Source organism: Sphingobacterium sp. UBA3519 (assembly GCF_002377215.1).
In the GTDB taxonomy this organism is placed as follows: Bacteria; Bacteroidota; Bacteroidia; order Sphingobacteriales; family Sphingobacteriaceae; genus Sphingobacterium; species Sphingobacterium multivorum.
In genome coordinates this window covers 1-20,682 of record NZ_DFPI01000020.1, presented here as the reverse complement: position 1 = coordinate 20,682, position 20,682 = coordinate 1, and the positions used below count along the sequence as shown (strand labels likewise).

Annotated in this window: 22 protein-coding genes and 1 pseudogene; 14 read left to right on the top strand and 9 right to left on the bottom strand. The window is 42.8% G+C overall.

All coding sequences use genetic code 11. From position 1 onward, the window contains the following. Positions 1–94 precede the first annotated feature (94 nt). Positions 95–1,582 carry an MFS transporter gene (locus B3297_RS09995; protein WP_201639227.1) on the top strand — a complete coding sequence of 496 codons (1,488 nt, stop codon included), beginning with the start codon at positions 95–97 and terminating at the stop codon, positions 1,580–1,582. Between the two features lie 9 nt (positions 1,583–1,591). Here B3297_RS09995 and B3297_RS09990 read toward each other — a convergent pair whose 3' ends face one another. Together B3297_RS09990 and B3297_RS09985 are read right to left on the bottom strand one after the other, a co-directional pair. Further along, a complete protein-coding gene (locus B3297_RS09990; RefSeq protein ID WP_070564402.1) occupies positions 1,592–2,326 on the bottom strand; it encodes a metallophosphoesterase family protein in 735 nt (244 codons plus the stop codon). A 1-nt stretch (position 2,327) separates the two neighbouring features. Further along, positions 2,328–3,071, bottom strand: a complete 744-nt coding sequence (locus B3297_RS09985) for a nucleotidyltransferase domain-containing protein (RefSeq protein ID WP_070564399.1) — start codon at positions 3,069–3,071, stop codon at positions 2,328–2,330. Positions 3,072–3,303: 232 nt separating this feature from the next. On the opposite strand from B3297_RS09985, the gene B3297_RS09980 reads away from it, so the two are divergent. From B3297_RS09980 to B3297_RS09960, 5 genes are all read left to right on the top strand, one after another. Beyond that, the gene (locus tag B3297_RS09980; protein ID WP_112374749.1) at positions 3,304–3,789 is read left to right on the top strand and encodes a DUF421 domain-containing protein; all 486 of its coding nucleotides are present in this window, start codon (positions 3,304–3,306) and stop codon (positions 3,787–3,789) included. 61 nt (positions 3,790–3,850) lie between these two features. Continuing rightward, positions 3,851–4,522: a DUF6766 family protein gene (locus B3297_RS09975; protein WP_286778886.1), complete on the top strand. Its 672-nt coding sequence runs from the start codon at positions 3,851–3,853 to the stop codon at positions 4,520–4,522. A gap of 25 nt (positions 4,523–4,547) precedes the next feature. Further along, positions 4,548–4,784: a hypothetical protein gene (locus B3297_RS09970; RefSeq protein ID WP_286767561.1), complete on the top strand. Its 237-nt coding sequence runs from the start codon at positions 4,548–4,550 to the stop codon at positions 4,782–4,784. Between the two features lie 162 nt (positions 4,785–4,946). Continuing rightward, the gene (locus B3297_RS09965) at positions 4,947–5,153 is read left to right on the top strand and encodes a hypothetical protein (RefSeq protein ID WP_046676320.1); all 207 of its coding nucleotides are present in this window, start codon (positions 4,947–4,949) and stop codon (positions 5,151–5,153) included. A 31-nt stretch (positions 5,154–5,184) separates the two neighbouring features. Next, positions 5,185–7,326: a mechanosensitive ion channel family protein gene (locus tag B3297_RS09960; protein WP_112374750.1), complete on the top strand. Its 2,142-nt coding sequence runs from the start codon at positions 5,185–5,187 to the stop codon at positions 7,324–7,326. A 6-nt stretch (positions 7,327–7,332) separates the two neighbouring features. Here B3297_RS09960 and B3297_RS09955 read toward each other — a convergent pair whose 3' ends face one another. Next, positions 7,333–7,833, bottom strand: coding sequence for a hypothetical protein (locus B3297_RS09955; RefSeq protein WP_286778885.1), 501 nt, complete (start codon positions 7,831–7,833; stop codon positions 7,333–7,335). A 76-nt stretch (positions 7,834–7,909) separates the two neighbouring features. Beyond that, a complete protein-coding gene (locus B3297_RS09950) occupies positions 7,910–8,518 on the bottom strand; it encodes a DUF4142 domain-containing protein (protein ID WP_286767559.1) in 609 nt (202 codons plus the stop codon). A gap of 462 nt (positions 8,519–8,980) precedes the next feature. Here B3297_RS09950 and B3297_RS09945 point away from each other — a divergent pair, with 462 nt between their 5' ends. Further along, positions 8,981–9,634 (top strand): response regulator transcription factor, encoded by a 654-nt coding sequence (locus tag B3297_RS09945; protein ID WP_046676323.1) that lies wholly within the window; start codon positions 8,981–8,983, stop codon positions 9,632–9,634. A 63-nt stretch (positions 9,635–9,697) separates the two neighbouring features. On the opposite strand, the gene B3297_RS09940 is transcribed toward B3297_RS09945, so the two are convergent. After that, a complete protein-coding gene (locus B3297_RS09940; RefSeq protein WP_112374752.1) occupies positions 9,698–10,087 on the bottom strand; it encodes a hypothetical protein in 390 nt (129 codons plus the stop codon). 262 nt (positions 10,088–10,349) lie between these two features. On the opposite strand from B3297_RS09940, the gene B3297_RS09935 reads away from it, so the two are divergent. From B3297_RS09935 to B3297_RS09925, 3 genes are all read left to right on the top strand, one after another. Then, positions 10,350–10,946, top strand: a complete 597-nt coding sequence (locus B3297_RS09935) for a ferritin-like domain-containing protein (protein ID WP_070564375.1) — start codon at positions 10,350–10,352, stop codon at positions 10,944–10,946. Between the two features lie 51 nt (positions 10,947–10,997). Then, the gene (locus B3297_RS09930) at positions 10,998–11,228 is read left to right on the top strand and encodes a hypothetical protein (protein ID WP_046676326.1); all 231 of its coding nucleotides are present in this window, start codon (positions 10,998–11,000) and stop codon (positions 11,226–11,228) included. Between the two features lie 84 nt (positions 11,229–11,312). After that, entirely contained in the window at positions 11,313–12,305 is a 993-nt protein-coding gene (locus tag B3297_RS09925) for an SDR family oxidoreductase (protein WP_286778884.1), read from the top strand. Positions 12,306–12,377: 72 nt separating this feature from the next. On the opposite strand, the gene B3297_RS09920 is transcribed toward B3297_RS09925, so the two are convergent. Both B3297_RS09920 and B3297_RS09915 read right to left on the bottom strand, forming a co-directional pair. Then, positions 12,378–12,869 carry a low affinity iron permease family protein gene (locus B3297_RS09920; protein WP_070564371.1) on the bottom strand — a complete coding sequence of 164 codons (492 nt, stop codon included), beginning with the start codon at positions 12,867–12,869 and terminating at the stop codon, positions 12,378–12,380. Positions 12,870–12,937: 68 nt separating this feature from the next. Next, on the bottom strand, positions 12,938–13,711 hold the full coding sequence (locus B3297_RS09915; RefSeq protein WP_112374754.1) for an SDR family oxidoreductase: 774 nt from the start codon (positions 13,709–13,711) through the stop codon (positions 12,938–12,940). 218 nt (positions 13,712–13,929) lie between these two features. Between B3297_RS09915 and B3297_RS09910 the strand changes: the two genes are divergently transcribed. Further along, positions 13,930–15,444, top strand: a complete 1,515-nt coding sequence (locus tag B3297_RS09910) for an FAD-dependent oxidoreductase (protein WP_286778883.1) — start codon at positions 13,930–13,932, stop codon at positions 15,442–15,444. A 92-nt stretch (positions 15,445–15,536) separates the two neighbouring features. On the opposite strand, the gene B3297_RS09905 is transcribed toward B3297_RS09910, so the two are convergent. Next, on the bottom strand, positions 15,537–16,346 hold the full coding sequence (locus B3297_RS09905) for an AraC family transcriptional regulator (protein WP_286778882.1): 810 nt from the start codon (positions 16,344–16,346) through the stop codon (positions 15,537–15,539). Positions 16,347–16,532: 186 nt separating this feature from the next. Between B3297_RS09905 and B3297_RS09900 the strand changes: the two genes are divergently transcribed. From B3297_RS09900 to B3297_RS09890, 3 genes and pseudogenes are all read left to right on the top strand, one after another. Beyond that, entirely contained in the window at positions 16,533–16,961 is a 429-nt protein-coding gene (locus B3297_RS09900; RefSeq protein WP_254667683.1) for an L-rhamnose mutarotase, read from the top strand. 45 nt (positions 16,962–17,006) lie between these two features. After that, positions 17,007–18,053 carry an alpha-L-fucosidase gene (locus B3297_RS09895; protein ID WP_070564359.1) on the top strand — a complete coding sequence of 349 codons (1,047 nt, stop codon included), beginning with the start codon at positions 17,007–17,009 and terminating at the stop codon, positions 18,051–18,053. A 48-nt stretch (positions 18,054–18,101) separates the two neighbouring features. Next, positions 18,102–19,271 (top strand): annotated as a pseudogene (locus tag B3297_RS09890) (enolase C-terminal domain-like protein); the annotation flags it as partial. Between the two features lie 32 nt (positions 19,272–19,303). Here the strand turns inward: B3297_RS09890 and B3297_RS24870 are convergent. Continuing rightward, the gene (locus tag B3297_RS24870) at positions 19,304–20,668 is read right to left on the bottom strand and encodes an ISL3 family transposase (protein WP_414711983.1); all 1,365 of its coding nucleotides are present in this window, start codon (positions 20,666–20,668) and stop codon (positions 19,304–19,306) included. Between the last annotated feature and the right edge of the window lie 14 nt (positions 20,669–20,682).

The following is a 20,682-nucleotide window of genomic DNA, read 5'->3' as shown; positions in this document are numbered from 1 at the left end:
TGTATGTTGGAAGTACTTCGCCGAACGTATTAAGCTCATTAATTCATTTTAAGGGAACTAACATCCTGGAGCAGCTGTTACATGAGAAAAGGCTATGGATCTCAGACCGGTACATCATCTCGAAACACAAGATATTGACAAAAGCCTCCGAATGGTCATCATAGACGGTGTATGTTCAGAGGTTGTTGTCTGTTTGAGCAGCGGTGTTATTTTGGTCGGAGCAGGTTTGTTGATGGGAGCAAGTAACTTTCAGCTGGGACTGTTGGCGGCCTTTCCAACCTTATGTAATCTTGCCCAGCTGTTGACCATTCTCGTCATGCAGATTTACCCGAATCGGAAAGTAATAACCGTATTCGCTGTATTTCTTGCAAAAATGCCTTTGGTCCTGGTTGGGCTTTTAATGTGGCGGGAAGTCGATTTCTCTTTTACGACCTTGCTCAGTTTTATGTTCATCCATTACCTTCTCAGCGCGATAGGTGGCGCAGGCTGGAATTCCTGGATTAAAGACCTCGTTCCTGAGGAACGTTTGGGTACTTATTTTTCCAAGCGCACGGGCATCATGCAATTGACGAATATTACAGTTAGCATCATTGTCGCAGCGTTAGTTGACTATTATACCAATCATGCCGTTATGCAACTACCAAAGCTCTACGGCATATACTTTTTAATCGCAGGGGCTATAGGAGCAGTTGGTGCCTTTTTTTTGGTACAGGCCAAAGAGCCCAAACAACAGATGTCTGGGGGACATTTGGGAAGTTTGTTGCTACAGCCGCTTAAAAATAAAAATTTTAAAAATTTATTGATCTTCAATGCGGCTTGGTTGTTGGCGATTAATTTAGCGATACCCTTTTTTACGGTCTTTATGTTAAAAACATTGGGGCTTTCGATGAAAATAGTCATCCTGCTTACTGTTTTCAGTCAGATAGCTAGTGTCCTGGGCCTACGCTTATGGGGAAACCTTTCGGATCGTTATAGTAACAAAAGTATTATCTACCTTACAGCACCCATTTACATTTGTTGCATTTTATTATGGATATTTGTCGGAATCTATTCGCGTGCATTGCCCAATTTACTTTTACTCCTATTTCTGCATATCATGACGGGAATCTCCACTGGAGGCATTAATCTCGCCCTCACAAACATTGGCCTGAAACTCGCTCCCAAGACAGATGCAATTGTCTATATCACTGTAAAAAATATGGTCGCTTCGTTTTTTACAGCCTTGGGACCTATTTTAGGAGGATTGTTAGTTGATTATTTTGCAACTCGCGAGCTTCAGATTAGCATCTCCTGGAAAAGTCCCAACCTCCAGACTATCGCCAAACTGATCTATCTGCATGAATGGAATTTTCTATTCCTTATTGCCGCACTTCTGGCATTTATATCGCTTCGTTGGCTTGGAAAGGTACAGGAAAATGGCGAAGTAAGTCCACAGCTTGTCAAACGTATTATGAAAAAACGTTTTCGTGCCGGATTGAAAGAAAGCCTACTTGTGGGGAATATTATCACGCTTCATACCCAACTCAAGCAGATTGTTAAACGAAAAACCAATGCATCAGATAACGCAATTTCGGACGAGTAAAAAATAATGCTAAATATCAATGAATGCAAAGCCGGCTTCACTTCCATGCTGGGCCATTAAAACGGGCACTGCCACATTGTAAATCGGTATTCCAGAAGGGGACAGGGCCTTGAATTTTCCGGCATGCGCATGCCCGTGGAAGGCAGCACTTACTTTACGCCGTTGCAAAGGTTCCATTAAATGCGTTGACCCTAAAAAAGGATAAATTTGCTCGGGCTCACCTAAAACGGTTTCAGCAATGGGCGCGTAATGCATTAAGGCAACTTTTTTTATGTCTGCATGTTCTTGTTCGAGGCGCGCCAAAGCTCGATCTAAAAGCAACGATTCGTTTACAGCTTCCTGCACAAAACTTTTCATGGCATCTTCACCAAACATGGATAACATATAACGGTCAAAACCACCGCCAAAGCCCTTTACGCCAGCAAAACCAATATTTTCGATCACGATAGCTTCACCATCCAAGACCGTAATTTTACTGTCTGTCAAAATTTGGCGGATCTGCTTTTGTCGTCCTTTCTCATAGTCGTGATTTCCCAGTACGGCGATGACTGGAACCTTAATGGATTGGAGTTCAGCAACAAGTAATTCTGCTTCTTCTTCATCCCCCGTATCCGTTAGATCACCGCAAAGTAAAAGGACTTTAGCCTTTTCCGAAATCTCCTCAAATTTGGTTTTCCATTTTCCGTGCTGGTTTGCATTCATATGTATATCGCCCAATGCGGCTATGGTTGTCTTCTTGTTCATATTAAACAGTTTTTATTGTGTATGACTTATAATCCCATTCTTTAATATCAATTTCATATTGCGTTTGATCTATCAAGGGTCCCAGACAAACTTTCTCCAAACAAGGAGGCAATTCATATTGATCCGCTGCGCGTTTAATGAGCTCATCAAATAAGTCTTTTGGGAGAATATCGCGATAGTCATGCGGATAAGTAAACTGAAAGATGAGCATTTGAGCCAACAAGAGGTGCCAATGTTGATCCATTCGCATTAGTAAATGGTTCCAGTCCAAACTTTTTCCATATTTTAGCCAAATATGGTTAATATCAGCGCTGTCATGCCGCTCTCTGTTTTGTACATATAGCTTACACCATACTAGCTCTTCTGCTGGTACATAACGTACATCAGCATCAAAAAGAGTACCTTCAGGTGCTCTGTCAAACCAATCCTGCTCAACAGTGCAATTGTGATTAACACTATCGAAAATAATATCAATGAAATAGGGGTCTTTGTAAATCTTGGCGAGCCATCGCACATCTGTCAATTCGGTCTCATAACCATTAGCGGCAAGATGTTTAAGAATTTTTGGGTATTCGCTGCTTTTGCAAAAGATATCCATATCCTTAATAGGCCGTATGATCCCCGTGTAGTGAAACATGGCTAAACCACCGCCCACCATAAATTGAGCTCCGCTATCCTGGAGCAGCCGCAATGTATCCTGAAAGAAGGCGAGACAATCTTCAGGTGGATTATCTAAATGAATCATATCGTTTGCTTTTCTTAAAGACAGTCAATTAAATGCAGTAGTTTGTTGACTGTCGATGAAAACGTATTATCCGCCTGTTGAATAGGTAAAAGTACTCAATTTGAAAAATGAGGGAACAGGGAAGGCTCCTACCGATGTTCTGAGATAAAGTAGGCTATTTTGAAATAAATAAAGAGCACATTGCTTCATGATGAAGATGGGCGTATAACAACGATCTAAACGGTATAAAAATATGGACAGTTTTTTTGGCTCTGGTGAAGACCTGACGATGATACAAATGGGGGCGCGTGCGTTTATGATGTTTATCATCGCACTTTTTTTGGTTCGATTGGGCGGAATTCGAATTCTCGGCCGAAAGTCTGGAGTAGATTTCGTCATCATTATTATGCTAGGTGCGGTATTAGCGCGGGGAATAGTTGGCGCTTCGCCATTCCTGTCAACCGTGTTTGCCGGCTTCGTGATGATTATTGTCAATAAAATCCTAGCCCAGGTATCGGCCAGGCTTCCCTATTTGGGTAATATGGTAAAAGGTAAGCCCGCTGTTTTATACAAGAACGGTAAAATCCAATGGGATCAAATGGACCGGTTGGGGGTAAGCCGTACTGATCTACTGACGAGCTTGCGGTTAGAGACAAATAGTAAGCACCTCGATGAAGTGGATATGGCTTTGATGGAGCCGAATGGGCGAATAAGTTTTATACTCAAGGAAAAGGCATGAATACTTAATAGTTAAGTTTTTATTGAAGTTATATGTACTTAATAATAAAATAAATCTTGCTATGGAAAACAAGAAAAATTATTCTTTTTTTTATCGTAATGGCCTAAGCCTGGTGTTTGCAGCGCTTTTTGTCTTTTCCCTAGGCATGCAATGTTTTACGGGTTGGAAAGTACATAATGAAGAGTTGCTGGAGGCCAATCAGGCACCGCTGGATATCGTTAATTATTTGGGCACAGGACATTTTACATCCGCAACTTTTGAAAATTTTGAGAGTGAATTTCTGCAGATGGCGATGTATGTGATTCTGACGGTGGGATTACGCCAATGGGGCTCTGCTGAATCAAAAAAAATAGGGGAAAAAGTAGAGGTAGACCGTGAACCGCAGCCCGGCCCGAATACCCCTTATCCTGTTAGAAAAGGTGGCTGGCTGTTGAAATTATATAGTTCATCGCTATTCATTTGCTTTGCGCTACTTTTTTTGGGGAGTTGGGTTATGCACTTTTATGGAAGCTGGAGACAGCACAACACCGAACAGCGGCTTGAAGGTTTACCGGTAGATGACGCATGGACGTACCTCATTATGCCTCAAATTTGGTTTGAAACTTTCCAGAACTGGCAAAGTGAATTTTTGTCTGTTTTGGCCATTGTTGTATTCACCATTTTCCTACGTCAAAAAGGATCACCTGAATCAAAGCCCGTTGATGCTCCACATAGCGAAACGGGGAAGGGGTAACGAATAATAATAAAAGTTAAAAACTATGATTAAATATTTGTATTTGGCCATCGCATTCGCAGCTGTGGCAGCAACATCTTGCGATAATAGAACCAAAAGTAGCGAAAAGGAACAGAAAGTAGATACAACAGTCAACCAGAATGGTCTACCATTAGACAATATTCACCGTAGCCGTGGAAAAGATACGACTAAAAATAAGGCTGGGACCGCACAGGAAGCTGTACCATTGGACAATTTGGATCGAACTAAAACTGAGGATTGAACAGGCAGCATTGAGTAACATGAACACGCGTTTGTCGACGTTTGACCTGTTGCGTACTTCTACGATAGGGAGATATTTTTACTTAAATGCGAACTAAAGAGAACCATTGTTTTTTTTGCACTGTTCACTTTTCGAATAATTTCATACTTAAACTCAAAACATATGAAAAAAATTAGTTTATTGATATTGGCAATCCTTGGACTATGGGGATGCGGCAATAGCAGCAATAAAGGCAATCAGGCAAACGGTAGCTATGATTCCTCCAATACACCCGATGATGGGCAGGTTGGTGTTGGTATAAATGACTCGCTTGGCCGGGACAGCACCGATTCTTTGCAGCGGCAGCCTTCTCCGGCTAAACCCGATTAAACATAAAGACAAATTTAAAACGTAAAAGATTATGGGCCCAATAATTTGCGCCATGCTAAGGCTAAGCTTGGTCATCCAGCTTAGCCTATTTTTTTATACGGTGCACGCACAAAAGGCCGATTCCGTTGAGCGATCGAAGGATTCGGTCAGTATTCTTGATTCGTTGCCGAGTAATCCACTGGCCTCGGCTAGAAACTTTTTGGAACAATGGCGTGAGCAGGTTGATCGTTATTATACTGGATTGGACAGTGTAAAGCGAGGAGTCGCCTGGCAGCGGCCGGATGATGGTCGGCTCGTGCCCAGTCAAGTACAGCAGTATATCAGCCTGGTTAAACCCGCTGTGCATGATCTACAGGGAAAAGTTACGGTGTTGCGCAAGCAAACGGTGCCCCAGGACTCCACGGCCAACTCATGGCGGGCGGTGCAAGATAGTGCCGCAACACTAGAACGTGATATTGAATCGCTCCTGTTGGACATGCAAGACCTTGGCGACAAGGCCGAGCAGCAGCAGAATGTGACTCAGGCAGCGCAAGAAGGAACCTTTTGGTATCACTGGAAAAGTATAATACAAAAGAACCTGGAGCAGGATGGACTATCGCAGCGTTACTACGATAGTGCCTGGGATGGTCGTTTCCTCCTTATCCTACTGAGCCTTATTTATTTTTATTGGCTTTATCAGATGCGCAGACGTGCCATAGGGGCCGAAGAGACATTGCCCTTACATCGCAATCAACCGTGGTGGATTCCTGTCCTCAAGTTTGCGGTCTTTTTCCTTATTCTCCTGCCACTGACTTCCCTTAGAATCCCCGTGATCGTGCTCGAATTGAGCTATCTGCTTATTTTCGGCTTTCTATATCTTTTGATTCGCTCGGAGTTATCCAATCAGCATCTGAAGATGATGCAGTATGTATTTTTTTATTATCTATTGGTACTTGCCAGCAATCTAGTGCTGGATACAGGTTGGATGTCGCGAATTATTGTCATGTTGATCAATTTATCGGGTATTTGCCTGCTTTGGCACCTCGGGCGGAAGGTCGACGGAAAAATACCTTTTGATTATCTGCGCCCCTTTTCACGATGGTTACTGCTAATTATCAGTATGGCCGCCATTATATTTAATCTGTTTGGTTTTCTAAATCTGGCCCGTACATGCAGTATCGCTGGAGCTGTAGGGCTATTGCAAGCATTCTCCCTGCATGCATTCCGCGACATGCTGTCTCATGATTTACTCAACTCTTATGAAAATTCGAAAGAAGACCGTTTTATAAATCGCTTTGATAAGCAGAAGATACTTGCCGCACTCCGTCGTATTATTGGCCTATTTGCGGGTATATTGGTCATTATTATCTGGGCCAACACCTTGCATATCACAAGTGAAATTCGTCGACTTGGGGATCGCTTGTTAAATAATACCCACACCATTGGTGGTGTTAATTATACGTATGGCGATGTGCTTTTAGCATTTGCAGTCATATGGACAGCAAATTGGATACAAAAAAATTTAAAAGACCTTCTTGATCAGCCCGACGCGAAAAAAAATCAGCGCCGAACAGCCTTATTACCACTCGTACGTGTTGTCATTTTTATTGTTGGCTTCCTCATAGGAATACGTATTCTGGGGTTGGGAGTTGACAAGCTGACCGTCATTGTCGGTGCATTAAGTGTGGGGATAGGTTTAGGCCTGCAGAATATTATCAACAATTTTGTTTCAGGTGTGATTTTGGTATTTGAACGTCCGTTTAAAGTGGGGGATTATGTGGAACTTGCTGATAAAAAAGGGCAGGTCATGCAGGTGGGTATCCGATCGAGCACCTTATTAACAGACCAAGGGGCCCAAGTTATTATACCAAATGGAGATCTCCTTTCCGGTCGCCTGGTCAACTGGACGTTTGAAGAATCGGATATCCGTCTGAATCTTCAGTTGACCATCGTTACGGCACGCAGCATCGAAGAGTGGAAAAAGTGGTTGGAAGATACCATTACTAGCTTTAAGGAGATCGACAGAAGCCTGCCCATGAAAATTTTAACAAAGGATATTACGGCGGATGCCTATGTTGTATCAATTCAGGTAGGTTTACAGAACGTGCAACAGATTGAATGGTTTAGGAGTAAGTTTCTTGAGCAAGTTAAAGCCGAAGCCGTATTTCATGATTCAAAAGTTACCTCGGCTTAAACAAAATTAGTTACTTCCCGAACGATAATAGATCCAACCTTGCAACTGTTCTAATTGATTTGATATTTTCAGATCTACGATGGTATTCATTCCGAGTTCTTGGGATAATTTTCCGAATGCATCTAGTTCATGGACTGGGTAGAATATCGCTTGTTCATTGGGCATGTCTACATTTCCCTGTAAAAAACGGTAGCCCTCGGCATGTAGATTATCGATAAAGGTGTCGGTAACAGCCGCTAGGTAATGCATCATTTTATTAATCCAGGTAAGTTCATCTTTAACCCGCATTGGATAGTGTTCATGCACAAAATCGAGGATCAGTTGTTCGCCCTCCATATCCCAGCCGTCGCGAATCATCGCTAGCCCCGTGGAGCGCACTTCTTCCTGATAAAAATCCCGTCCATAGCTCATTTTTATTTCGCCTGCAATAGGGCTTTCTTCAATTTTGGCACGTAGCGCCATTTGTCTATTAAGGAGTTCGTGTATGTAGTCGAATGTCTGTTCCATGTGATGTAAGAAATAGCGAAGGACAGAGCCGTAATGGCTTTGTCCTCCGGAGTGAATGATTGGAAAAAATATGTTGTTATTTTAATGTCGGTTTTGGTACCTTATTCTTGATTGCTGGGGATGGCGCATTTGGTGTAATGGGCATGTCACTTATCGAAGGATCTGAAGGTTGCCAATTTTTAAGCTGATCAAGGTGCTTTTCGAACGCCGGAATTTTATCGGTGGCAAATTTCTTCAGGTCAGCATCTGTAATTGCTGTGCCTGCGCTTGCATCTTTGAAAAGTGAAATTGCATCTCGATGGCTCTTAAACATCAGATCAGTGTAAACGCGGTCAAAATTGGCTGTGTCGGCCTTATTGAGTTGGTCGATCATGGCTTTATAATTTTGATCGTCACTCGTACGCAGCTGCCAATTTTTATTTTTTACAATGGTCGATAGTTCATTTCCTGCAGCGGTATGGTCATCAGTGATCATCTGTGCATATTGTTTGATCGTTGGGTTTTGCGATTTAGCAAGAGCAATGCTTGCCGCCTGCAGTTCGAAATTGTTGCTGGCCGTGGCTTTGCTGGCAAAGTCCAGATCTCCAGACTGTGGCTGAGCGGGATTACTGTCTTGCGCCTGAACGACAACTATACAGGCGAGGGTGGCTAGTAATATTCCCAGGGTTTTTAAAATGATTTTCATGATACTATTATTTAAATGTTAACGATTTTTTCTGTTTCGCGTATTATTTCCCTTTCTTCTATAATTGATGACGATATAGGATGCTAAGAAAATAAAGACGATGCCAATAATGATGGATGTAAACATATGTTCTTCTTTCGTTGTGTTTTCAAGTGAACAGCGGCGAGGAAGGTAGCGTTTGAAAAGAGCCTATTTTGCGTATTTAAAGCAAAAATTGTGGTGCTTACGCAAACATATCGTACTAATTCCCTCGTGGAGGAATAGCGCGACTTCAATTATTTATATGCTCTAGCAGAGACATCTCTCACGCCTTTCCAGAAAAAAGAATGCGGCGGCGGTCAAAATCTTTCCGTTGATGTTATGTATGCATTTGCCAAGAGCTATTTTTTTAAAACATTTTTGGCTTGAAAGCTGTTTCGTTCAAAAATCAATCACTAAACGAAAGAAAGAAAACAGATAGCTATGACACAGTTGCTTTTGGTAGATGACCATACGTTAGTACGATCCGGTTTCCAATTAATATTAGAGGCGCAAGAAGATATAACTGTAATTGCGGGGATGGAGAATGGTCAAAAAGCCCTGGAATTTCTCAAGGGAGCCAAACCGGACATCATCCTGACTGATATCCATATGGAGGTAATGGATGGCATTCAGTTTATACAAGAAGTAAAAAAACATTATCCAGCCATAAAAATCATTGTTTTATCTATGGAAGACAATATCCAGATTGTTCAGGAGGTTTTAAATCTTGGCGCTGATGGCTATTTATCGAAAGATTCCAATGTAGAAGAGATTTTATTCGGAATTCAGCAGGTAAAACGTGGGCAACAATATATCAGTGCAGCATTAAGTATTGATTTGATCCGAAACTTATCAAAGTATGCACAGTTGGATATTGATCGTACAGCAATAATGGCACGATACGACATCTCTGAACGCGAACTGTCTGTATTGGAATTGATTGCGGAAGGACATACAAATGCGGAAATAGCTGATCAAATTTTTTTGAGCAAAAGGACCGTGGAGGGCCATCGGCAGCAATTAATTGAAAAAACCGGTTCGAAGAATACGGCGGGACTTGTCCGTTTTGGTTTTCAGAAAAAGTTATTGAGATAGGATAGGGTGCAATGAACCCCGACACTGGAAAAAGAGCGGGGTTCTTCTGTTTTTTTGTCCACGTTATAGGGGTGTTGCATCTAAATCAGAAGGTGTTGTCACCGGTTGCGTAGGCAGCCCTTCCGCATCATTAGCACCCTCGTTTTCATCTCTTTCATCTTCTTCTGGAAATTCATCTTCACCTGCTGAACCAATTTCCTCATCGAAACCGAAATCATCCTGTCGGGGTATTTCAGGTTCTTCTGCATCAACTGCGAAGTCTAATTCTTCATCCGTTTCCAAATCTTCCTGATCAATTTCGGGTTCCTGATCCGGTGTATTTTCCGGTAGTTCTTCTTCATGCTCTTCCGGAATATCGTTCGGTAGATTTTGGGGGCCTGATTGCGCTACAATCGCTAAAGCGAGGATGGCCATACCTGGACGGACATCCTGAACTGTACATTTTTTATTCATACTGCGTTTAATTTATAATCGTTTGTTGATGAACCACTGTTGTTGCCAGATCGTTAACTGTGTTAGTACGCATTGTCATATGATTTGTACGTTAATTATAGCGTTGTTGTTCGCTATCATTTAAATTTTTGAAAAACGTGTTTTTACTTATAAAATGTGGTATATGCGTGATTTGCAGGATTTACACAGTTCTGGCGAACGAAAAGAGTTTGAGAGCTGTTTATTTGACGAACCGCTCGTTTGAGCATAAAAACTTAGTATTATGGCAACAACAACAGCAACAGCAGAAAAAAGTAAAACAAACACAAAATCAGGTAACACAGCAACTTCAAACGCTAATTCAGAAGGAAAAAAAGTACCTGCCGAAGCGGGGGCAGCGAAGGATCTAGCCGAATTATTTGAGGATGGATTAAAGGATATTTATTGGGCAGAAAAAGCGCTGACGAAAGCACTTCCTAAGATGGAGAAAAATGCAAGTTCAGAACAATTAAAATCTGCTATTTCTAAACATCTGGCAGAAACGGAAACACATGTGGATCGCCTAGAGCAATGTTTTGAGCTTATCGGAGTGAAAGCAAAAGCCGAAAAATGCGAAGCTATGGCGGGGCTACTTGAAGAGGCGGAAAGCCTTATGAAAGAAACAGAAGCTGGATCTGTCCGCGATGCAGCAATTATTGCTGCCGCCCAAAAGGTGGAGCATTACGAAATTGCCACGTATGGCACATTGGCGGCTTTTGCGAAAGTGTTAACACATAAGGATGCCTTAAAATTACTACTTGAAACACTGGGTGAAGAAAAGAAATGTGATGAAGATCTTAGCGCGCTGGCCGATACAAATCTCAATTCAAAAGCTGAATAAGTGTACAATAGACCTAGCGTGAACACTATTAAAAAATCAAAAATTTAAGTTATGGCATTAAATACAGGAAACGAAGGTGAAATCACCAAAAAGATAGAAGATCAAACTTCTAAACTACCATCCACCGTATTTTTAGGCGCAGCATTGCTGGCGATGGGTGTATCTGCCGCATTAAAATGCATGTCGAACGATAAAAACGCCCTATTTGTAGGCCAATGGGCTGCACCGTTCCTTCTATTGGGCATCTATAACAAGATTGTGAAAACTGAAGGACATGATTAACGTGCATTTTTTGTAAAAACACATCTGTAGAATAAATATAAGAGGCTCAATTTCATTGGGCCTTTTCCAAAAACGAAAAAAGCTATGAAGTATTCAGATAATATGGGAAGAAGAGCTGCTATCGGTAAAATGGGTTCTGGAATCTTGGCATTGAGTATCATTGGAAGTCCCGATCGCTCAGCGGGCCAAACCCAAGACAGACCGGTCAATCCGGTTAAAGAATACCCAAAACCGCCGTTCAAGAGCCAGTCTCAACCCTGGCCTGGACTCTGCAGTGAAATGGAGCCCCGGCCGGATCATGGCGAGGATAGTTATAAAGGATCAGGAAGGCTCCAAGGGCGCAAAGCATTGATCACCGGGGGCGATTCGGGAATGGGACGTGCAGCAGCTATCGCTTACGCACGAGAAGGGGCCGACGTTGCCATCAACTATTTGCCCGAGGAAGAGAAAGATGCGAAGGAAGTCATCGCTTTGATAAAAGCGGCGGGCCGAAAGGCAGTCGCTATTCCGGGAGATCTCCGTAAAGAAGAGTTTTGTATTCGGCTGATTGAGGACGCCGTACTTCAACTCGGCGGTCTTGATATTTTGGTCAGCAACGCGGCGCGGCAGCAGACAAAACCATCGATATTGGATATCACCACTGCGGAATTTGATGCCACGATGAAAACCAATATTTATGCACCTTTCTGGCTTATTAAGGCAGCCTTGCCTCATCTTAAACCTGGAGCTGTAATTATCGGTACAACATCGGTACAGGCCGCAGACCCCTCGGAAGATTTGTATGACTACGCACAGACAAAAGCTGCGACCACCAACTATATTCGGTCATTGGCCAAGCAGCTTGGTCCAAAGGGCATACGGGTCAATGGCGTGGCTCCCGGTCCAATTTGGACTGCACTACAGGTGAGTGGTGGTGCTACGCAGGAAAAGCTGGTGAATTTCGGAGGTGATACCCCCATGGGACGTCCGGGGCAACCCGCCGAACTTGCTTCAATCTATGTGCAATTGGCTGCGGCAGACGCAAGTTATGCGAACGGACAAATTTATGGGGCCGCGGGCGGCGGTGGACAGCCCTAAAAATTAGCGATTACAGCATGACAAAAAAAATCCCCTTCAAGGGGATTTTTTTTGTCATCAATAAGCTGAATACTAGTCCGTCGTGTTCGGATTTTTGTCTGCTGAGCGGTTGTGTTTTTCTTTTTGAACCTTTACTTTATAATCATGGTTTTCCTTTGCGGCATCTATAGAGTGTGTGCAGGTGAGATCCCTTTCTTCCAGAGCGAGCTTCGCCACGTGCGCATAAAACTTAGCGAGCTGATCCAATTCCTCTTCACTTAAGTCTTCCAGATTGACCATTCGGTTGCTGGTGCCTTCATGGGACGCTATCAGTTCATTGAGTTTCAGGTGGATTGCTTTGGAATCCTTGTTTTGGGATTTTTGAATGAGAAATACCATTAGAAAAGTAACAATGGTCGTACCTGTATTGATGACCAGTTGCCAGGTTTCAGAATAATTGAATATGGGGCCGCTCACGGCCCAGATGATCACCGTCGAAGTTGCGATAATAAATGCGGCTGAACTACCGGTGGCATGCGTTGCCCAGTTTGAGAATCGTTCAAACAAGTTTTTCTTTTTTCTCATGACACAAATTTTTTTAAGGACGTTCAACTAAGTGGATTTGTTTTCTTGTTGATAAAATCGAAGATGACTTATATGATTTGTCTCAAAGGTTTAACCTGTGTATGCACGATGGAAGTGCGTAGTGGTTGAGATAGGATATAAGCTATGGTACGCGCGATATCTTCGGCATAGAGCATTTCTAAATGATCAATTTTTTCCTGCTGCTCCTCCGGTGAAAAAGGTTGCATATCTGTTCCAACTGATCCAGGTTCAACAAGCGACACCTGGATACCCTTGGGATTGGCTTCCTTCCGTAACGATTCTGTAAATGCTTGAATACCTCCTTTCGAGCAGACATAGACAGAACTCTGCGCTTCGCGTACATCTGCACTCATTGATCCGACATTGAGGATATGTCCTGTTCCGCGGGGTTCCATCCGTAACAACGCGGCTTGGGTACAAGCCAAATAGGCCAGCACATTCGTGCGAAGGAGGTAGGCCTGATCCGAATAACTTCCGTCCTTAACCGACTGAAAGGCTATAGCCGCATTATTGATGAGAATATCCAAACGATCATATTGTTCGTCAAATGTCCTGAAGAGCATGTGTATGCCTTCTTCGGTCGCCAGATCTACTACAATCCCTTCCATCTTACCTGTGCATTCCAATTGATTAAAATCACGGAGCGTATCGTCCAACTGGTTTTGATGATGGCCGCAAATTAAAATATCGTTACCCATCGCGGCTAAAAGTAGGGCGGTCGCCCGGCCAATCCCGGTGGTGCCGCCAGTAATAATTATTTTCTTATTTTTTACCCAACTCGGTAAAATGGAGTTGACGTAATCCTTCGCATTTATTTTCATAATGTATATCGTGTTAAAGGTGCAATGAAGCACTTCGTTATTTCATGAAGGAACAGCCTATTTTATACATTGGTTTGGGGGCGCAAAGGAAGACGTACTTCTTCTTTTTTTTACGTATTTAACCGCTAAAACGAAAGTGGAATAGCATGGTTCTTATCTTGGACGTGTTGTATTTGCAATAAAGCAAAGACTGATTCTTTGAATTTAATATAATGACTATGAAGCGTGACGGAACGAACAAGAGCTTTTGGCAGGATGTTGACATTGAAAATTTTTCGACTGACCCTGCCATTTTAGATTTCCATACCATTGTTGTGGGGGCGGGTATAACTGGTGTAACATTGGCCAAGGAACTTCAGAATAGAGGCATAAAATGCCTACTGTTGGACAAGGAGAATCCAGGGTTTGGCACAACCGGAGGAACCACCGCCCATATCAATAACTTTTATGACGCTTCTTACAATGAGATTATTGAAAATTTTGGAAAGGATCCCGCTCAACTGCTTCTGAATGCGACGCTTGAGGTCTTAGATTATATAAAAGATAACATTTCCAAATATTCCATACAGTGTGCGTATTCGACATGTGACTTTTTTCTCTTTAGCACAGAATCTGGACAGAACGAGCAGCTCGAGCAAATTTACGCGGCCCATCAGCAATTGGGATTACCTACCCATTATGTCGAAACCATACCTTTTGATATACCTTTCGAAAAAGCAATATGCATTGAGGGACAAGCACAATTTCATCCCATGAGATATATTGCGGGCATGATCGAAGCCTATCGTCGTGAGGGCGGCGAAATATTGACGGGTCGAGGAATTGAAGCCTATAGCAATGAAGATGGAAGGGTCAAATTGAAGCTGAGTGGAAAAGAGGTTTATACGGCAAAGAATATCATTTGGGCTACCCATGTGCCACCAGGCAAAAACAGATTCAATTTTTTACTGGCACCTTATCGAAGTTACGTCCTGACGTTAAAGCTTCATGGGGAACCTGAAGCATTGGGACAAGCTGCGGATCTGTATGATCCCTACCACTATTTTAGGTATCATCGATCTGATAAAGAACATTACCTTATCGTGGGTGGTTTTGATCATAAAACTGGCGACGACCAACAAACAGAGCAACATTTTGCCGACCTAAAACTTTGGGTTTATCAGCATTTCGACTATGATGAACTTACTGCAAGTTGGTCGTCGCAATATTATGATTCAGCCGATGGCTTACCCTTTATCGGCAGTATGCCAAATGAAAATAATGTGTATATAGCCACCGGTTATGGCGGTAATGGAATGACATTTGGATCAATGGCGTCACTTGTGATCCCTGACTTATTGGAAGGAAAGGAGAATCCGCTGGCTGAACTGCTGTCACCAAGCCGCATCAAACCTGGTGCGAGCGCACAGCAGGTATTATCGGAAGGTGTCAATGCTGCAAAACATTTTATCATGGACAAATTTTCGGCTGAAACGCTGAAGGAGGTCGAAAGCTTACAGCCAGCGGAAGGTAAAATTGTTCACTATAGGGACAGAAAACTGGCTATTTGTCGGGATATGGAAGGGGAGTTGCATGCTGTAAACTCAGTCTGTCCGCATATGGGGTGTACAGTAAGCTGGAACCCATCCGAAATGTCCTGGGACTGTCCTTGTCATGGTTCACGGTTCGGAATGAATGGAAAGCTTTTGAATGGTCCTGCTAGTGTAGATCTTGGTCGTGTCAATTTTGATTAGTGCAACTTTGTTTTGACGCTTTTCTAACATATCTGGGACTTATATTGGCTTGGCGTGATCCCTTTAATTGATTTGAAAATTTTATTGAAGTTTCAAAGGCTGTTGAAGCCACAGGCATAAGCAATGTGTGTGATTTGATGCTTGTTTTCGACAATCAATCTACAGGATTCACTGATGCGAACCTCATTGACAAATTGGACGAAGGTTTTCTGCGTACGGGATTTGAAATAACGGCAAAAGGAGTGTTTTGACATATTAGCGAGCTGCGCAACTTGATCCAATTGAATTTCTCCGGTATAGTTGTTAAATACGAATTTAAAGATGCTGTCAATTTTACTATTGTCAATAGGGCTATAGTTGTGGGTGTATCCAGCGCTGGAAATGTAATCAAATTCATCTGTCGATAACATCAATTCGATAATCTCTAGTAACAAAATAGTTTTTTCAAAGCCATAATCCAGCTGTACGATCTTTTTTAGCTTTACCTTCAATTGTTCCTTTGTTGCGCCACGGAATAGGAGACCGCGTTTGGAGACTGAAAAGAAGGTTTCGACTTTGTGTGTTTGAAAGAAATGCCCTAAAAGTTGGATCATTAATTTAGGTTCTATATACAAGGCTAAAGAACGGGAAGTTCTTGTCTCCGCAATAGTAGAGCCTGCGCAATTTATAGTGTTATTGTGCCAGACATGTGGCAGATCAGGTCCTACAAAAGTAAGTTCATCGGAAACAAAGTTACTCACATTGTCGCCAATAATCCGCTTTCCCTCACTTTCCACAATATAGGTCATCTGGCAGGCGCTATGAAAATGAAATTCGGTTGAGAAGAATGGGCGTTGCACATCTTTGGTCGCAAAAGTTGTGATAGCTGCACCTTCCAAAATTTTGGCGAAAACAGGTTTCATGTGTTTGGTTATTTTTAAATTAAGAACAGGCAATATAGCCTATTTTGCCTTAAAAATAAGTAAACATGTGTAAAATTGTTAATATAGTGGGAGAAATGAGCAATCTAGCAGTAGTCTCCGTCCTGCTAAGCGCGTAATTTAGTAGTACTATACAACTACGTATAATTATACAATAACGCAGAACTTATGTATCCTAAATTGTATCCTTACATCCTTGTGATCGTCTTGGTCGTACTCTGTACAACAGCCTTCCGGTCTACAGAGAGCAGTCGCTCCGTGACTCGCTATGCATCCATAACAGGATTGAAAGCCGAGAAAGTAGCGTATTATAAAAAGCTTCATGCCAAAGTTTGGCCCTCAGTACTTCGAAAGATCAAGGCATGTCATATCCGCAATTATTCTATTTTTTTGAAGGAGATAGATGGTCAATTTTTTCTTTTCAGCTATTTTGAATATGCAGGACAAAATATCAAGCTTGATATGCAAAAAATGGCTTCCGATCCAGAGACACAGCGCTGGTGGAAGGAAACGGATCCTTGTCAGCAACCCTTATCCGATGCACAGGAGAAAGGGGAGATTTGGTCTGGTATGACGGAGGTATTCCATACGGACTAAAGAAAGAAAATTAATAAACGCAGTAATAACCAATAGAATGTAACCATGAGAAAAAAAATATTATTTAGTTTGGCACTCGCTGTTTTAGGTATACATGTCGGTGCTCAAACAAAGGCTATTGTACCTGTTCCATCGGTACGGCCCAATGCATATCAGCGGGCGCAGATTGACCAAAAATATGGCATGTTCGTTCATTTTGGCATGAATACATTTCATGATCAGGAGTGGACAGACGGATCTAAACCCGCCAGCACATATGCTCCATCAGCAATTGAGGTTAAACAATGGGTTTCGACAGCAAAGGAAGCCGGGATGAAGTACATGATTTTGGTAACGAAACACCACGAGGGTTTTTGTTTATGGGATAGCAAGTATACGGATTATGATGTAGCGAACTCTTCGAACGCAACAAATGTTGTACTGGAGCTGGCTAAAGAATGCGCCAAACAGGGAATGCGCCTCGGCTTGTATTATTCTTTATGGGACCGAAAGCAGAACCCCAATGTTAAAGACAGGTCTGCAGATGCAGCCTATAATCAATATATGTTGAACCAGCTCAATGAGCTGGTGGATATGACCAAAAAGTATACGGATATCGTTGAGCTTTGGCTGGATGGAGGCTGGGAAAAAGAGAATTATCGATGGCCCACGCAGGAGATCTATAATTTAATCAAGAAAAAGGTTCCTGGATGTCAAATTGGTATAAACTGGAGCATCGGATCGCCTGAGAATACGGACAAACACATTGTTTTGCCGAAAGACCAGCAGAATTATTACCCAATACGTTATTTTCCAAGTGACTTTAGGCTAGGCGACCCATATCTTCCGGTCGATCCTGACCCTAAGCTTTTTATGGCACAGGGGAACACTTACTATATGCCTTTTGAGACAACAGTGGTACTTGGAGAACGCTGGTTCTATAACACGACAGACAAGAAGTATAAGTCTTTGGAAGAGCTTGCGGGGATTTATCAGACCGCAACTGCGCAAGACAATATCCTGATCTTAAACGTTGGTCCCAATCGAATGGGGCGCATAAAGGATTCGGATGTTGACATTTTACGCAAATTAAAAGAGAAATTAAAGTTATAATTCAAAATAGATTAACCTAAATACTAAAAATAAGCACGTTAAGATTTTATGATAAAGACGTTTGATATTCAGGATCGAAGATTTCCTTTGGCTACAGGTGCAGGCAGTGATGCGATACACAAAGATCCGATCTATTCTTATGCAGTGACCCGATTGGCCGATGATAAGGGGCGCGTTGGGACAGGTCTGGCTTTTACACTGGGTGCAGGGAACGAGCTGGTCTGTCGTGCCGCAGCTTTTTATGCCGAACGACTGAAAGGGATTCCAATTGAGGATCTTATGGCAGATTTTGGTCAATTGTTTAATAGGTTGAGCAATGAACAGCAGTATCGTTGGTTGGGTCCACATAAAGGGGTTGTTCATTTGGCCTTAGCTTCGGTAACAAATGCCTGTTTTGATCTTTGGGCTAAAACGAGAGGAGTTCCACTTTGGAAATTGTTAACCGAGCTCAGCGCCGCAGAGATTGTCAATACGCCGGATCTTTCCTATTTGGAAGATGAGTTGACAAAGGCGGAGGCCATCAGCTTACTGGAGTCAAATATGGCTACAGGTCATAAAAGAATGGGGATTATTGAAAAGGGCTATGTGGGCTATGATACGTCAGTAGGCTGGTTTAACTATTCTGATGAAAAGGTACGGGAGAATTGTAAGCGTGCTTTAGAAAACGGCTTCTCCGCAATGAAACTCAAAGTGGGCAGTGAAGATCCCTTGCGGGATATTCGTCGTGCGCATATCGTGCGTGAGGTTGCTGGTGATGAAGCTAAAGTAATGCTCGACGCGAATCAGCAATGGACGCTGCCGCAGGCGCTATCCATCTGTCAAGAGCTTAAAGAGATGAACCCGTTTTGGGTAGAGGAGCCGACACACCCGGACGACATTGTTGGTCATAAACGCTTGGCCGAACACATTGCGCCGATAAAAGTTGCCATGGGTGAGCATGTGCCGAACCGCATTTTGTTTAAAAATTATCTTCAAATGGGTGCGACGGGATTTGTACAGGTCGATGCTGTTCGCGTTGGCGGCGTAAGCGAGTTTATATCCGTGAGTCTACTTTGTCGAAAATATAATATCCCTGTTGTACCACATGTTGGGGATATGGGGCAGCTCCATCAGCACCTGGTTTTATTTAACCACATAAGCTTGGGGCATGAGGCTTTGTTTTTGGAGCATATTCCGCATCTAAAGTCTCATTTTGTACATCCAGTGGCTATAGAGAATGGCGTTTATCGGTTCTTCCCCACTTTTGGTGGTCAAGACGGAGCGTATACTACACGTTTCCTCAATAAGTCAAACCCCGCTCTACCATACATCTGCCTCTTAATCATTTTCAGTCGGTTCACGTTTCCTTCCACGGGACCATTACTCCATGGTAAGGTGAGCGCATTTTCAACAGCGGGGCAATCGGCGAGCAGTCCTTTTGCGAATGATGCTATTTCTTTTAGTCCCGAGGTGCTTGATTTCTCGATCCACTCCCTCAATTTTGTATCGCCCGACTTCTCAGCCATTATTTTACGGAAGGATTGCACTAGGATAAAAGTCTTATTCAGCTCTTTGGAGGATTTGCATAATTCGCGGATGATATTCCGTTGGTCATCCCACAGATTTTGTTGATCTGACAGAAACCATATCGCCGCTGATGATGGTTTAAAAGTTGCTGCACCATGATTCGGTAATTCTTTAGTGAACCCAGCTTTTTTGCCCACTCGGATCCCATAGAATTTCAAGCCTTCTGAGAAAGTTGAATAGGCTCCCTTATATCCTTGGGTTCTGAGCTCCTGCCACAATGTGGTGATCAATATGCTCGGCTCTTCCTCCATACGCTTTTTTATATGCGTAAAGAATTTTTCAAGCGGATTAATCTTACATTGAGATTTCCGGGGCAAGGTCTCCATGTCCAGATAGTTTTTGACGGTTTGTCTGTGCATGCACAGATGCCGTGCCATGGCACGTATGGAATATCCTTTTTTCTGTAATTCCTTCAGTTGCTCAAACCGCTTTAAGCGGATCCCGCCATGAGCTGAATCCGGAGAGCTTCTGTTTTCAGATAGTGTGCTTTGATTTTCAGCTATTTGTTGATCGTCAACCCGCAACTGCTTATTGGCCAACAAAGCTGTGGCTTTGCTGTAATGCCTGATCAAAACTTTCTGTACCGCCTCACTTAAATTTTTCAACAAGTGCCAACGATCGGTGACCTGGATAGATTGGGGAGCACCCAAAGTAATAGCTTTTCGATAGTTACTGTATCTATCCCGGCTCATTACTTCAATCTCTGGACGTTCCTGTAGCCATTTACGCAATGTCTCCTGTTCACGGTCTGGTAATAGATCTATCACTTTCCCTGTGTGGAGATTGACCAAAATACTACCGTAACTTTTCCTTTTTTTGTAAGCCCAATCGTCTACGCCAATGGCGGTTACACCTTTTGCTGGTGAAAAATCGCATTTTTCAATCAACCGTAGTATAGTCGTATCGCTCGTGGGTATCGACAATATGGTACAAATCCGCTGAGCAGGCCTTCCTCCGGCAAGAAGCCCAAGTTGTCTGATCTTACTTTCCAGACGCTCAGTCCTCCGTTTATATGGCCTGAAATGACTCTCGAACCTCTCAGTGAATATTTTGAACGGACATT